Annotated in this window: 14 protein-coding genes; 5 read left to right on the forward strand and 9 right to left on the reverse strand. The window is 35.0% G+C overall.

Features of this window, described 5'->3' with window-relative positions; genetic code table 11:
• Position 1: 1 nt before the first annotated feature.
• From RBU60_RS04130 to RBU60_RS04140, 3 genes are read left to right on the forward strand one after another with little or no spacing between them, the layout of a single operon-like run.
• Positions 2-841: a phytoene/squalene synthase family protein gene (locus tag RBU60_RS04130; RefSeq protein WP_308863402.1), complete on the forward strand. Its 840-nt coding sequence runs from the start codon at positions 2-4 to the stop codon at positions 839-841.
• A gap of 2 nt (positions 842-843) precedes the next feature.
• Entirely contained in the window at positions 844-1296 is a 453-nt protein-coding gene (locus RBU60_RS04135; RefSeq protein ID WP_308863452.1) for a sterol desaturase family protein, read from the forward strand.
• A gap of 1 nt (position 1297) precedes the next feature.
• Positions 1298-2437, forward strand: a complete 1140-nt coding sequence (locus RBU60_RS04140) for a lycopene cyclase family protein (protein WP_308863403.1) — start codon at positions 1298-1300, stop codon at positions 2435-2437.
• 205 nt (positions 2438-2642) lie between these two features.
• On the opposite strand, the gene RBU60_RS04145 is transcribed toward RBU60_RS04140, so the two are convergent.
• The 5 genes from RBU60_RS04145 to RBU60_RS04165 form a co-directional block, all read right to left on the reverse strand.
• A complete protein-coding gene (locus RBU60_RS04145) occupies positions 2643-4907 on the reverse strand; it encodes an aconitate hydratase (protein WP_308863404.1) in 2265 nt (754 codons plus the stop codon).
• Positions 4908-5205: 298 nt separating this feature from the next.
• Entirely contained in the window at positions 5206-6162 is a 957-nt protein-coding gene (locus tag RBU60_RS04150) for an AAA family ATPase (protein ID WP_308863405.1), read from the reverse strand.
• Between the two features lie 5 nt (positions 6163-6167).
• Entirely contained in the window at positions 6168-7604 is a 1437-nt protein-coding gene (locus RBU60_RS04155) for a peptidylprolyl isomerase (protein WP_308863406.1), read from the reverse strand.
• On the reverse strand, positions 7588-8397 hold the full coding sequence (locus RBU60_RS04160) for a peptidyl-prolyl cis-trans isomerase (protein WP_308863407.1): 810 nt from the start codon (positions 8395-8397) through the stop codon (positions 7588-7590). Before RBU60_RS04160 ends, RBU60_RS04155 begins: the two co-directional genes overlap by 17 nt.
• 40 nt (positions 8398-8437) lie before the next feature.
• Entirely contained in the window at positions 8438-10378 is a 1941-nt protein-coding gene (locus tag RBU60_RS04165) for a peptidylprolyl isomerase (RefSeq protein ID WP_308863408.1), read from the reverse strand.
• A 209-nt stretch (positions 10379-10587) separates the two neighbouring features.
• Between RBU60_RS04165 and RBU60_RS04170 the strand changes: the two genes are divergently transcribed.
• Entirely contained in the window at positions 10588-11049 is a 462-nt protein-coding gene (locus RBU60_RS04170; RefSeq protein ID WP_308863409.1) for an SRPBCC family protein, read from the forward strand.
• A 79-nt stretch (positions 11050-11128) separates the two neighbouring features.
• Entirely contained in the window at positions 11129-11374 is a 246-nt protein-coding gene (locus tag RBU60_RS04175) for a hypothetical protein (RefSeq protein ID WP_407660189.1), read from the forward strand.
• 57 nt (positions 11375-11431) lie between these two features.
• Here RBU60_RS04175 and guaB read toward each other — a convergent pair whose 3' ends face one another.
• From guaB to RBU60_RS04195, 4 genes are all read right to left on the reverse strand, one after another.
• Positions 11432-12904 (reverse strand): IMP dehydrogenase, encoded by a 1473-nt coding sequence (gene guaB / locus RBU60_RS04180; protein ID WP_308863454.1) that lies wholly within the window; start codon positions 12902-12904, stop codon positions 11432-11434.
• A gap of 355 nt (positions 12905-13259) precedes the next feature.
• Positions 13260-13760 (reverse strand): hypothetical protein, encoded by a 501-nt coding sequence (locus RBU60_RS04185; RefSeq protein WP_308863411.1) that lies wholly within the window; start codon positions 13758-13760, stop codon positions 13260-13262.
• Positions 13757-14293, reverse strand: coding sequence for an FMN-binding protein (locus RBU60_RS04190; RefSeq protein ID WP_308863412.1), 537 nt, complete (start codon positions 14291-14293; stop codon positions 13757-13759). Before RBU60_RS04190 ends, RBU60_RS04185 begins: the two co-directional genes overlap by 4 nt.
• Complete coding sequence (locus tag RBU60_RS04195) at positions 14290-15189, reverse strand: DUF6607 family protein (protein WP_308863413.1); 900 nt, start codon at positions 15187-15189, stop codon at positions 14290-14292. Before RBU60_RS04195 ends, RBU60_RS04190 begins: the two co-directional genes overlap by 4 nt.
• Positions 15190-15206 lie beyond the last annotated feature (17 nt).

Below are 15206 nucleotides of genomic sequence, written 5' to 3' on the forward strand. Positions count from 1 at the left end.
TATGAAAGCAACTTTTGACCTTGTTTCTAAACTTTGTAGTAAAGAAGTTACTCAGTCTTACAGTACTTCTTTCTCTATAGCTACGAGACTATTGGCTCCTTCTATAAGACAAGATATTTATAATATCTATGGCTTTGTACGTTTCGCCGATGAAATTGTAGATACTTTTCATGACTACGATAAGGAGTTTTTATTTAATAGATTTGAAGAAGATTTATATTTAGCGTTAGAACAAAAAATAAGCTTAAATCCTATTCTCAATTGTTTTCAAGAAACAGTTCATAAATATGATATTCCTAAAGAATTATACGTGGCTTTTTTAAAAAGCATGCGCACAGATTTACATAAAACCACCTACCTATCCCAAAAAGAATTTCAAGATTATATTTATGGAAGTGCAGATGTGGTGGGGTTAATGTGTTTAAAAGTGTTTATGAAAGGAAACCAAGAAAAATATGACGAACTAAAAGAAAGCGCGATGCGGTTAGGTTCGGCTTTTCAAAAAGTAAACTTTTTAAGAGATCTTAAAGCAGATTATGAAAACTTAAACCGCTCTTACTTTCCCAATGCCAATCTAGAACAATTAGATGAGCTTACTAAAAATGAGATTATTCAAGAAATTGAAGAAGATTTCTCCCAAGCGCTACACGGAATTACTAAATTACCCGCGGAGGCAAAGTTAGGAGTTTACACGGCTTATATCTATTTTTACAAACTGTTGAACAAGTTGAAGAGAACCCCTTCATTAAAAATAAAGGAACAGCGTATTCGCGTTTCAAATTATCAAAAAGCGGGACTCTTGGCAAAATCATATATCTCTTGTAGATTTAATCTTTTTTAATGATGCAAACACTATATTGGATACTCCTATTTTTTGGCACCTTTTTCTTTATGGAATTTATGGCTTGGTTTACGCATAAATATATCATGCATGGCTTTTTATGGTCGCTACATAAAGACCACCATCATAAAGAACACGGGAGTTGGTGGGAACGAAATGACTTATTTTTCGTTTTCTATGCGTTAGTAAGCATCACTTGTTTCTTACTTTGGCAATATGAAGACATTTGGTTCACTCTCCCTATTGGCTTGGGAATTTTAGCCTATGGTATTGCCTATTTTACCGTACACGATATTTTTATACACCAACGCTTCAAAATTTTTAGAAACGCTAACAACTGGTACGCCAAAGGACTTAGAAGAGCTCACAAAATTCATCATAAACATTTAGGAAAAGAAGAAGGCGAAAACTTTGGGATGCTTATGGTCCCACTCAAGTATTTTAAACGTAAATAACATGCAGAGTCACCACTATGACTATATCATTGTAGGAAGTGGTTTAGCGGGCTTACAACTCGGTCTTGCGCTTTCTAAAGACGTTTTCTTTAAAAACAAGAAAATTGCCCTGATTGATAAGTCTTCCAAATCTAGCAACGATAAAACCTGGTGTTTTTGGGAAAAAGGCAAAGGCCAATGGGAGAATATTATCCACAAATCTTGGAAAGAGGGATTTTTTATTTCCGATAAGGAAAACATCAACCTAAATCTTAGTCCATATACTTATAAAATGATAAGGTCTATAGACTTTTATGAAAACGCCAAAACTCAATTAGCGAATCATCCTTCTATTTCTTTTATAGAAGATTCTATCACTGCCGTGGAAGAAGACGCAGGTAAAGTCATGGTGGTAGGAAAAAAGAAAACCTACACATCATCTCATGTTTTTGACAGTAGAATTTCACCTGAATATTTTGAAAACAAGAATGAATCAGTCTCCATTCATCAGCATTTTAAAGGCTGGATGATAGAAACCGAAGATGAGTTTTTTAATCCAGAAACTTTTACCATGATGGATTATCGTCTTCAGTATAAAAATAGCACAAGTTTTACATATGTTTTACCCATTACTAAAAAGAAAGCCTTTGTAGAGTTTACTTTTTTTACGCCATTTACGGTAGAGGAAAATGTTTACGATTTGTATTTAGAACGTTATGTAAAGGAAATTTTAAAACTTCAGCAATATAAAATTACCGCTACGGAAATAGGCATTATTCCTATGACTAATTTTTCTTTTCAGCAGTATAATTATAAGCGAATCACCAAAATAGGAACCGCTGGAGGTTGGGTAAAACCTAGCAGTGGCTATGCGTTTAAACATACCGAAAAGAAAGCAAGCTTGCTTATAGAAAACCTCAAGAATAATCTCCCCATTACCACCAATTTCCATTCTAAAAAATATCATTTTCTAGATACCATATTCCTCAAAGTGCTTCATAATGAAAATTCTAAAGGAAAATGGATTTTCGAACAATTATATCTAAAAAATTCTACTCCGTCTATATTTAAGTTCTTAGACGAAGAAACTTCCGTCTTAGAAGATTTTAAAATTGTGAAATCTCTTTATAGCAAAGCTTTTATTAAGGCTTTATTTCAGTAAAAAATCAAGAACCTCGGAGCAAGCTCACGAGATATGAATAGAAAAATACTTTTTTAAATTTCAAGGCAAGTCTCGGGGAATTAAACCCTCTGGAGGGATTAAAAACTCTACCAACTTCACCACAATCACATAACATTACATATTTTTCATAAAAAAAACTCCCGCAAAAGCAGGAGTTTTATATTTAAAAGAATGAATTTCTTAATTAGGCATTTGTCTTTTTAATCAAGTTTAAGGCAGAACCTTCTTTATACCATTCAATTTGGTTTTCATTATAGGTATGATTTGCTTTAATAGTATCCTTAGAACCATCGGCGTGTACCACCTCGATCGTAATAGGTTTGCCTGGAGCAAAACTTTCTAAATCTATAAAATTGAAGGTATCGTCTTCTTTTATCAAATCGTAATCACTTTCGTTATCAAAAGTAACTCCTAACATTCCTTGTTTCTTCAAGTTAGTTTCGTGAATACGAGCAAAAGATTTTACCAATACTACAAAAACTCCTAAATGACGTGGCTCCATTGCTGCGTGCTCTCTAGAAGAACCTTCTCCATAGTTATGATCTCCCACAACTACTGTAGGAATTCCTTTAGCTTTATATTCTCTTTGTGTATCTGGCACTCCTGCATAGTCTCCCGTAATCTGGCTTTTTACAAAGTTAGCCTTCATATTATAAGCGTTAATCGCTCCAATAAGACAGTTATTTGAGATATTATCTAGGTGGCCTCTATAACGCAACCATGGTCCCGCCATAGAAATATGGTCTGTAGTACATTTACCGTCAGCTTTAATTAACAATTTAGCTCCCATTAAATTCTTACCATCCCAAGGTTCAAACGGAGTAAGCAACTGTAGACGTTCACTGTCTTCAGCTACATTTATTACTACTCCACTACCATCTTTTCTAGGCTCTACATAACCAGCATCTTCTACTGCAAAACCTCTTGTAGGAAGTTCAATTCCTTGAGGCTCCTCTAACATCACTTCTTCTCCATCTTCATTCATTAATTTATCACGCGTAGGATCAAAATCTAAACGCCCAGAAATTGCAATCGCAGCTACCATTTCTGGCGAACCTACAAAAGCGTGCGTATTTGGATTCCCATCGGCACGCTTAGAGAAGTTTCTGTTAAACGAGTGCACAATAGTATTCTTTTCTTCTCCTTTACGGTCACTTCTATCCCACTGTCCTATACAAGGTCCACAAGCATTCGTAAATATGGTTGCATCTAAATCTTCAAAGATTTGCAATAAACCATCACGTTGTGCAGTAAAACGAATTTGCTCAGATCCTGGATTAATCCCTAAATCAGATTTTGGCTTAATCTTTTTATCTACAGCTTGTTTCGCGATAGAAGCTGCTCTTGTTAAATCTTCATAAGAAGAGTTGGTACAAGAACCGATTAATCCCCAATCTACATTAATTGGCCAATCGTTTTCTTTTGCTTTCACATTCATTTCAGAAATAGGCGTTGCTAAATCTGGTGTAAAGGGTCCGTTTAAGTGTGGCTTTAATTCAGATAAGTTAATTTCGATTACTTCATCAAAATACTGCTCTGGATTTGCATATACTTCATCATCTCCCGTTAAGTATTCACGAACTCCGTTAGCAGCATCTGCCACATCATCACGATTAGTAGCTCTTAAGAAACGTTCCATAGAATCATCGTACCCAAAAGTAGAAGTGGTTGCACCCACTTCTGCTCCCATATTACAAATGGTTCCTTTTCCTGTACAAGAAAGATTTTTTGCGCCTTCTCCAAAATATTCTACAATCGCTCCGGTTCCTCCTTTTACGGTAAGAATCCCAGCTACTTTTAAAATAACATCTTTAGAAGCGGTCCAACCGTTTAACTCTCCGGTTAGCTTCACTCCAATTAGTTTAGGGAATTTAAGCTCCCAAGGCATTCCTGCCATCACATCTACGGCATCGGCTCCTCCTACTCCAACAGCTACCATTCCTAATCCCCCGGCATTTACCGTGTGAGAATCGGTACCAATCATCATTCCTCCTGGGAACGCATAGTTTTCTAATACCACTTGGTGAATAATTCCTGCACCAGGCTTCCAGAACCCTATTCCGTATTTGTTAGAAACCGAACCTAAGAAGTCAAAAACTTCGTTACTGGTTTCATTGGCTCTTTTTAAATCTTTTACAGCCCCTTGCTTCGCTTGAATTAAGTGATCGCAATGTACTGTAGTAGGTACTTCTACGTTTTTCTTTCCTGCCTGCATAAATTGCAATAATGCCATTTGTGCGGTTGCATCCTGACAAGCAATTCTATCTGGTGAAAAGTTTACATAATCTTCCCCTCTTTTAAATGCTTTATTTGAAGCAGCATCCCAAAGGTGAGAGTAAAGAATTTTTTCTGAAAGTGTTAATGGTTTACCCACTACTTCACGTGCTTTATCTACACGATCTGTAATTTGAGAGTAAACCTTCTTAATCATATCAATATCGTATGCCATTGGTTTGTTTTTTTAAGTGATTGCGAAAGTAACAAATTTTAATGAATTTTAAAAATAATTAGTAAAGCAGCATTTTAAGCAAAGATAATTCAGTGAAATAGCAAAATACTTAATTATAACGAATCAAAATAAGGTGATTTTAAAGAATAACTAGCATATCAATAATTTAAGCGAATTCAATTGATAATTTGGTAAAAAAAGCGTGAAAATACTATGATTTAATGAAAGAAGTGTAAAAAAAAAACCTTAGAGAAGAGTCTAAGATTGTGTTTAATTTTGAAATATAGATTATAATACTCTACAATAATTCCTTTATAATTTGCTCTTCAGAATAACCCTCTGCTTCCGCTTTATAATTTTTAATAATTCGGTGTCTTAAGATTCCGTTAGCCACCGCTTTTACATCTTCAATATCTGGAGAAAATTTTCCTTTGGTCGCTGCATTGGCTTTGGCCGCTAAAATAAGATTCTGAGAAGCTCTTGGTCCCGCTCCCCAATCGATATAGTCTTTTACCAACTGCGGAGAAAACTCTCCGTTTGGTCTAGTTTTACCTACTAACTTCACGGCATATTCCACGACATTATCGGCTACTGGAATTCTACGAATAAGTTGCTGGAAATCGATAATCTCTTCCGCAGTAAAAAGAGGATTTATGCTTACTTTATGCGTAGAAGTGGTGCTCTTCACCACGTTGATTTCTTCCTCATAAGTTGGATATTCTAAAAAGATAGAAAACATAAATCGGTCTAATTGTGCTTCCGGTAAAGGATAAGTTCCTTCTTGTTCAATAGGGTTTTGTGTTGCTAATACAAAATAAGGTTGTGACAATTCGTAACATTTTCCGGCAACGGTCACACTTTTTTCTTGCATCGCTTCTAGAAGTGCTGCTTGTGTTTTAGGCGGAGTTCTATTGATCTCATCTGCTAAAACAATATTAGCAAAAATAGGACCTTTTATAAATTTAAAATTTCTAGATTCATCTAAAATCTCTGATCCTAAAATATCACTTGGCATCAAATCTGGTGTAAACTGAATGCGTTTAAAATCTAATCCTAAAGCTTGAGAAAGCGTATTCACCATAAGGGTTTTTGCTAAGCCCGGCACTCCTATTAAGAGGGCATGTCCTCCTGCAAAAACAGACAATAAAATTTCATTAACGACCTTTTCTTGCCCTATAATGACTTTTCCTATTTCTAATTGAAGTTGTTTATACTTTTCTACAAAATTTTCGATGGCACGCACATCTCCAGACATATTTCTTATTGTTTTAACCAATTACCACTAAAAGCACAATCTTTATACTCATCGCCTATTTTTACATAGGTATTTCCAATTTTTTCTTTTTGCCATTTTTCAATAGCTTTAATTTGTTTCTCTCTTAAGGCCAATTCCTTAATCTTAGTATAATCTTGAGCATAATTCGCAATGTGCGCCTTGTACTTGTTATCTACGATAATGATTTTAAAAAATTTAGACCCTGTTCTGGTTTGATCAATCAAGATCATCGATACTTCGCCTTCATTTAAGTTATTTACTTTATCATAAATAAGCGGATCAATATCTGTCAGTTCAAAACGTGTATCCCCCGTTTTTGGGTTGATCAATTTCCCGCCATCTCCACGAGTTTCTTCCTCATCTGAATATCTTCTAGCTGCTTCATCAAAAGAAATTTTATTATTTACAATACTCCTTCTAATCGTATCTAATTTCTCTCTAGCAATTTTGATGGTTTCCTCGGTTACTTTAGGCATAATGATAATATGTCTAATATCTAACTTCTCTCCTCTAACTTTATCTAACTGAATAATATGATACCCAAATGAAGACTTAAAAGGTTTACTTACTTCTCCTTCCTGTAAACTAAAAGCGACTTGTTTAAAGTCTTTATCTAAAGGATCTTTTCTAGTAATGGTCATTTGCCCTCCTTTGGTACTGGTGGCATCTTGCGAGTATAATACCGCTTTGGTTGCAAAGCTGGCTCCATTCTCTACAATATCATTACGCATCTCTGTTAATTGATCGACCACTTTTTGCTCTTCCTCTTCGGGAACATCTGGTTCAATAACCAATTGTGAGATTTTTACTTCATCTCCAAATTGCGGACGCTCGTCTTCTGGAATACGATCAAAAAATTGTCTTACTTCTTCTGGCGTTACTTCAATTTCGCTTACAATCTTACTTTGCATACGATCACTTAAGGCTCTCTCCTTATTAATAACAAATAATTCTGCTCTTAAATCTCGCTCATTTTCTTTGCGGTAAAACTCCAATAGTTTCTCCATACTCCCTATTTGCTGTACCATTCTGTCCATTTGCTGACCAATCATATTATTGATTTCATCTTCAGAAACATTGATGGTACTATCTTGTACCGCGTGGTGTGCATAAAGTTTATTTTCCATCAACCTTCCCGCCAATTGACAATCTGAAATTTCATCAGAATCCATTCCTTGATTCTTAACATCTTCCCGCATTTTAACAATGTCGGTTTCTAGAATAAGGTAGTCTCCAATTACGGCTGCCACCCCATCAGCTTTAAAACGTTTAAAGGCCTGTACCGTGTCTGTTTTTGATACTTCACTAATAACTCCCTTGTCGCCAGTTATCACCAAACTACTATCTACTTCTGTTTTTTGAGCATGTACCGCTGTTATTGAAAATAAAGCCACACAGCAAATCTTAATTATATAGTTCAAATCTTTTATGTTTAATTGCATCCTTAATAATTTCTTTTTCTAATTCTTTTGACAACTCTAACTTTCTTCGGTTAAGAAGAATTTGCTTAATAGTAGGTTTTACATACGCTAAAGGGGCTTGATCATTTCGTTTTAAAACATCCTTAATGTATACCAAATATACTCCTAAAGAATCCTCAAGTTGCAAGAAGTTTTCCTTTTTTAAAAACTCATCGCTCATAGAAGCATCTAAAGGGCTGATTTTTTTATAAATTTCTTTAGGCTTTACCCAAACCGAATCATTTAAACTATAATTTTTAAATTTTAAAGACTCTTCATCTAAGTAAATCTTATCATCTTGATCAAACCTCGTAAATTTCTTTTCAAGCTCTTTTATATCAGCGTAATCTTTTTCTAACTCTATGTACCTCAACTTAACTAAATCTTGGTTCAGCTTAAAATTAATCTTATTGGCTTCAAAATAAGTATTGATGACAGTATCCTGAAATGTGGTATCAATCATTCCCGAAATAACAATATCCTTATAAGCTTCTGTATACAGCTCATTTCTATAAAGATTAACAAGCTTCTTAAAGTCTTCTTGTTTTTTTTCTGATAAATTTATTTTTGCCTGATGCATAAACAATTCCTCCTGCGCCCAACGATTAATGTAATTAGACACAAATATCGCGCTATCCTCTGGAGAGGCTCCATCTGGAATTAAATTTACTATATCTTCCTCATAAAGGTAAGTATCATACGCTCTTGCAAGAACTTTTCGCTCTTCATTTGACTGCAAAAAATCACAACCCATTAAAAGAGTACAACAGCATATAAGTATGTAATTCGGGATTCTATTCAAACTCTTTCTCTAAACTCTTTAATACCTCTTGGTTAATTACTACGTTATTTTTAGCTCGAATATTCTCTATCCATTCCTTTTCTAGCTGCTGCTGATATTGGCTCACCACTTCTCCTCTTGCTTCCTCGAATGTCTTGATTCCTTCTGGTTCTATATTTTCAATATCGAATACAAGAAATACGCCATTATTTTCATACAGCTTAGAAACTCCTTTTCTGTCTTTTATTTTTGAAGGCAAGGCATCGTGATCTTCTTGAAATTCTCCAGACTTAAATAAAACACTATGTCCCATTTCTTTCGCGTCTTTTTCTATCGTGTCATTCTCCACCCCTTTCTTCATCCACTTTCTAACCTGCTTAGCCATCTTTTTCGTATCTGTAGAAGCCATCGTTAAGGTGTAGGTCTTTTCTTTTGTAAATTCTTTTTGATGTTGTTGATAATAAGTTTGAAGCGCTACCGAATCTTTCTTTGCTGCTTGCCAGATATTATCTTCCATCAACTCAAACAACAACAACCCATTACGATATTCTTGAATAATGTATGCATATTCAGCATCCGTCTCGGCCAAATGCTCTTTATGGTAGGAGATTAAAAAATTCTCTTTAAAGAGGATTAGCCATTGCTTTAATAAACTTTCTTTAGATTCTACTTTCCCTATTTGACGTTGGGAGTTACTAATCAGTTTAGCAAAATCTTGATAGGATTTCCCTTCTCCTTTTATTTCGATAATATTTTTCTGCGGAATATCTTTTAAATTATTGATATCCCATTTGGAAGATAAAAGTGCATCAGATACATTTTTACTAAAATAGGCTAAAGCAGCTTCATCTTCTTTTATCGTATAAGTGTTTTGAATATCTTTTAAAACATCCTCACGTATTAATTGTGCTCTCACGTCCCCTTTCATTCTTCTAGAAAGATCTTGCTTTTCATCCTCAAAACTCTTGATGGTATTCTTGTTTAGCAACTTCACTATGTGCCAACCATATTCGGTTTCAAAAGGAGTAGAGGTTTCATCAATTTCGGTTAATCCAAAGGCTACATTTTCAAACGCACCAGAGTTAAGCTTGCCTCTAGAGAATGTATTAATTACTCCGCCATTCACGGCTGTATTTTTATCATCACTATATTGTCTAGCCATTTCAGAAAAACCATTCCCATTATCTAACTTTTCTTTAATTTCAAATATTTGGGTCTTGGCATCAGAGTTTCCTTCCTTATTCTCAATCATAATATGAGCCACTTTTACCGTACCTTCTGCTTTTCTTTTGTCATTTACTTTAACGATATGGTATCCAAACTGAGATCTTGCAGGCATAGAAACCTCCCCTACTTTAGTCTCGTAAGCGGCAGTTTCAAAGGGATACACCATAGAAAAAACCGTAAACCAACCTAAATCTCCATTATTTTTTTCTACTGATGGATCTTCGGAATAGGTTTTAGCTACTTCAGCAAAAGATTTCCCATTAAGAATCTCTTTTCTTGCTTTCATCGCTTTTTGATAAGCTTTTAAAGTGTCTTTAGCGGAAGCGTTACGCGTCACATTTATTAAAATATGGCTCGCATTCACCTCTTGCTTTTTTCTAGAATAAGCTTCTTGAAGTAAGTTTTCTGTAATTTCAGAATCCTTCATATACTTATCGGCTAGCTGTTTTTTGTAGATATTATACTCTCCCATAAATGAAGGAAGCGTATCTAAGCCTTGCGTTTCTGCCTCTAATACTTTCAACTTATAGTCCACAAAAAGATCCATATACTCGCTCACATCTTTTTGATCGTCTTGCAGCAAGTTAAGATTCTTAGAAAACACGCGCTTAAACTCATCGGCATAAACGGGCTGATCATTAATGGTCAATAATACTTTTTGTTCCTTTTTTTGCGCAAAGGCAATACATCCTGTCGCCAAGAAAACAAGTAAAAGTAGATTTTTCATTTTATTAATTTTAAAAGTGGTCAAAAATAAGAAATATAAAAGGTTATACAAGCATTTAAATTAAGAACCTGAAGCAATTCCGCGAAGCAAGAAATGAATTCTTATTTTTTGGTTTCAATACAAACTTCAAGGCATTAAAGCTTCTAGCAAAGACTAACGCATCCATAATTTATTAATTATATTTGAGCTCCACTTTCTAAAGTCATTTCATGAAATACACCTCCCAAATTACCATTGCTATCTCTCAAGAAGAAGTCTTTAAAAAATTAGAAAACATAGAAAACTTACCCCACTGGCAAAAGGGTCTATTAGAAATTACTCCTATAAGTGGTGAACCCGGAGAAGAAGGTTCTAAAATGAAACTTCAATACCAAATAGGCAAACAAAAAATGGAAATCATACAAACCATGATGAAAATTGATTTTCCTAACGAGATACAAATCACTCACGATACTCAAGACACGCACAACATTCAAAAAAATGTGCTCAAAAAAACCGAGAATAATCAAACGCTTTGGATTTACGAAAATGAATTTAAATTTTCGAGCTTAGGACTTCAATTCTTGGGTTGGATTATGCCTAGCGTATTCAAAAAGCAAACGATGACAAATATGGAAAATTTTAAAGCTTTCGCCGAAAAAGGAATCAGTATAAAAAATAACGATGGATAAGAAACAAGAACCTATAGACAAGCGCACGAGTTGCGAATTGGAGAATACTTTTAAAAAATTGCCAGACAAGCCTCAGGAAATTGAACCCTCTGAAGGGATTAAACTTATTTGGGACTTTAGAGGCCCGCATGCTCAAAAAACAGCCGAACATCACGAAATCCATTTAAAGGATTACATCAAAATAGAAAACACCCAATTAGAGATTACCGGAGTTGAAACCTTATCTGAAATGCATTCTATTGCTTTTATGGTGGTGAATAAAGCAGAAATGAAACCTATACGGGATGCTTTAAAACCTCATCGCGGTCAGTTGTACCAAGAGTAAAGAAACAAAAAATGCCTCATGAAAAATCATAAGGCATTTTTTAATACTGCTTTTATATTATCTAGAATAATTAGGTGATTCTTTGGTAATGGTTACATCGTGAGGGTGACTCTCCAAAATCCCTGAAGAGGTGATTTTTACAAATTTCGCATCGTTCTTTAAGGCTTCAATATCTTTAGCGCCACAATACCCCATTCCTGCCCGTAAGCCTCCAATAAATTGGTTCATACTTTCAAGCAACTCTCCTTTATAAGGAACTCTCCCTACAATCCCTTCAGGAACCAATTTTTTAATATCATCTTCTATATCTTGAAAATAGCGATCTTTAGAGCCTTGTTGCATAGCTTCAACAGATCCCATTCCGCGATAAGACTTAAATTTTCTTCCTTCGTAAATAATGGTTTCTCCGGGAGATTCTTTGGTTCCTGCTAAAAGAGAACCTAACATTACACAATCTGCTCCTGCCGCTAAGGCTTTTGGGATATCACCAGTATAACGTATTCCTCCATCAGCAATAACTGGCACACCTGTACCTTTTAGCGCTGCTGCAACTTCGATAACCGCAGAAAACTGAGGAAAACCAACACCTGCGACCACACGAGTGGTACAAATAGATCCTGGGCCAATTCCAACTTTAACGGCATCTGCACCTGCATCTGCTAAATATTTGGCAGCTTCCGCAGTAGCAATATTACCCACCACCACTTCTAAATCTGGATATTTATTTTTTACTTCTTTCAACACGTGAACTACCCCTTTGGTATGTCCGTGAGCCGTGTCTATCACTACAGCATCTACACCCGCTTTCACTAAAGCTTCTGCTCTTTCTACCGCATCTGCCGTTACTCCCAAGGCAGCAGCAACACGTAATCTTCCGTACTTATCCTTGTTTGCATTTGGCTTCTGAGTGAGTTTGGTAATGTCTCTAAAGGTAATTAAACCTACCAGCTTATAGTCTTTATTAACAACCGGTAGTTTTTCAATTTTATTTTCTTGTAAAATGGCTTCAGCATCTCCTAAAGAAGTTCCTTCAGCCACGGTAACCAAATTCTTGGTCGTCATCACCTCTTCTATAGGTCGGCTGTTATTTTTTTCGAAACGTAAATCACGGTTGGTTACAATTCCTATCAAAGCATCGTCTTTATCTACAATCGGGATTCCTCCAATGCTATGCTCGCGCATCAAATCTTTCGCATCTTTTACCGTGGCGTTGATGGACAAGGTAACCGGATCAATAATCATCCCGCTTTCTGCTCTTTTTACTTTGCGAACTTTAAGTGCTTGCTGCTCTATGCTCATATTTTTGTGCAACACACCAATACCTCCTTCCCTAGCCATAGCAATTGCCATACGGGATTCGGTTACGGTATCCATCGCTGCAGAAACGATAGGTACATTAATAGTTATGTTCTTGGTGAATTTGGTTTGAATGTTTACTTCGCGTGGAAGAACATCAGAGAAAGCAGGAACTAAAAGGACGTCATCGTAAGTTAATCCTTCGCCTACTATTTTATTTTCGTGTGCAGTCATCGCAATTAAAGATTTAATTGCATGCAAATTTATACTTTTATGACGAGACAATAATAAAAATAGAATTTTTTTTGAAAAAATATTAAATCTCGCCTTAATTCACTAATTCTAAGAAGCTTAATAAAGCTAATAGGACAACGATTGATAGAGAAAAATATTCATAAAGTAAAGACTTCTATAGACATGGCTTCCTTAAATACAGGAATACATTTGGTGGAAATATTTACAGTTCATGAAACGAAAAATTATTAGAGTTGTAAAAAAGTAAGACTGTTTTAATATCAATTAAAATATGTAATGTCATAAATTATTATTTATTTTGGTATAAGATCTATCGTAATAACCTTCAATTGAATTATTGGGAGGGTGTTTTTTGTATTAACTGAAATAAAACCAGGAGTACCGAAAACACAAAAGAAGTGGTCATTAATATACCAGAAATCATCACGACATAGCGCATCCAATATAGCCCGCTCCACATGAAATAAATTCCACCAAAGGTGACTAAAACCGAAACTAAAGGCTCTAACAATAAGAACTTTTTGATTCCTATTTTTATTTTAGCCATCGCCACTAATCCACCTAGTAGAAAAAAAATCACCGACATTGATAGAATGTGTGTATGAACAATGGTGAGCATTTCTCGCTCTGGTTTTTTAAATTTCATTACCTCTGCCTCCAAATCTTCCTCGTTGCCCAAATAATTTTCTTGAATGCCTTGAGGATGATTTTCTGTAGTATCATTTACAAAAGTCAAACCCGTAAAATAACCGACGCTTAACACTACTAGAAAAGCGCCGATTAATAATTTTACTTCTTTGGGTAGACGATAAATAAATCCGTTAAGATTCATCATAATTGATTTTCCTGTTTTAAAATATGCACTGTTTTTAATACATTATTTACAGCTCTTGCCATAGATGAGGCAGAAATAGTCGCTCCACTAATGGCAGCTATATTTTCTCCATACTCAATTTTAGAGTCTGGTGTCATACCTATAAACTGCTTAAGCCAACGCTGAGACCCTATTTGAAGTCCGTAATCTTCTCTGTAGATAAGAACTTTAGATTTTTTAATCTTCAAATCTTTATCAAACAACACCACATATTCAAATTTCTTCTTTTTACTTGGAGCAGTTCCTAAATAGGTATAACCTATAAGTTCTCCTTGTACAGAAATTCTTGAAAGGTTTTTAGCTGCGGTCTTCGCTGGAATTTTTTCTTCTATATTTCCTGAAGCCGTAATAGATTCCAACTCATAATCCTTTACTTCGTAAGTGCTTTTTATCGCCTTATCAAATTTTTCTTGAAGCCTATCTTGGGTTGTCGTAACCGTAAAAGCAAAACAACTTAATAGACCACAAAATACTAATAACCTTTTAATCATCATTTATTTTTTACGTATTCTTCTACAGTACTATCAATTTTTGCTTGTTTTGTTTCAATATCCATTGGGAATAATTGCATAAATAAAGCTTGTCCTTTTACCTTTTCTTCTAAAGCTAAATTTTTATCGCGACCGTAAACATCACTCCACTTTGTTCTTACTTTACTCCAAAGTCCTTTGTTACTTGCCCACCAGTCTTTTCCTGCTTTACATTGCTCATCGTCCACTTTTTTATAAATATTATATCCCTTTTCTTGCACTAAAAGCACATCTTCTTTACCATCTTCACGAATAACTTTTTCATTATCCTGCTCGTGCAACCACCCTTCTTTTGTAATTTCAACTTGATTACCACGCATCATTACATTATAATCACTTCGTTTAGAATATTCTCTACGCGGCAAAGGAGAACTTGTAGTATTATTCCAATAATGTCTTCCATCTGCATGAATCCAAGTTGCAGAACCTGAGTAACGCGGACTATCATCTACCTGATATACATTTTGTGTCCATTGTCCTTTTACATCTTTCTTATTCATATTTACAAAAGTCCATTGGTTATCGTGGTTAAAGTCATAACGCTTGGTATTTTCATACAACCAATCTTGTCTCCAGTGCTTAATGACCATGGTATCATTAAGAACTAAAAGGTGCTGAATAGAAATTTCGTCTTTTTCATCTTTTATCAACTCTGCCCATTCTAACGCTGTAGCGGTATAATCATAGTGCTTTTCATAATCAATTTCTGGAGAAAATGTCTCGGTATACTTAAAGGTAACCTCAAAACAGCCGCACATATCTTTTATAGCTTGTTTATCTTCTTTTAGATTTTTTTGGGCAAAACCAACGCTAGTGGCTGCCATCAAAACACTTGTCAATAATAAATTCTTGAAATTCATTTTTATTAGTTTTTTAT

The sequence above is a fragment of the Mesonia profundi genome (assembly GCF_031085155.1).
GTDB lineage: Bacteria > Bacteroidota > Bacteroidia > Flavobacteriales > Flavobacteriaceae > Mesonia > Mesonia profundi.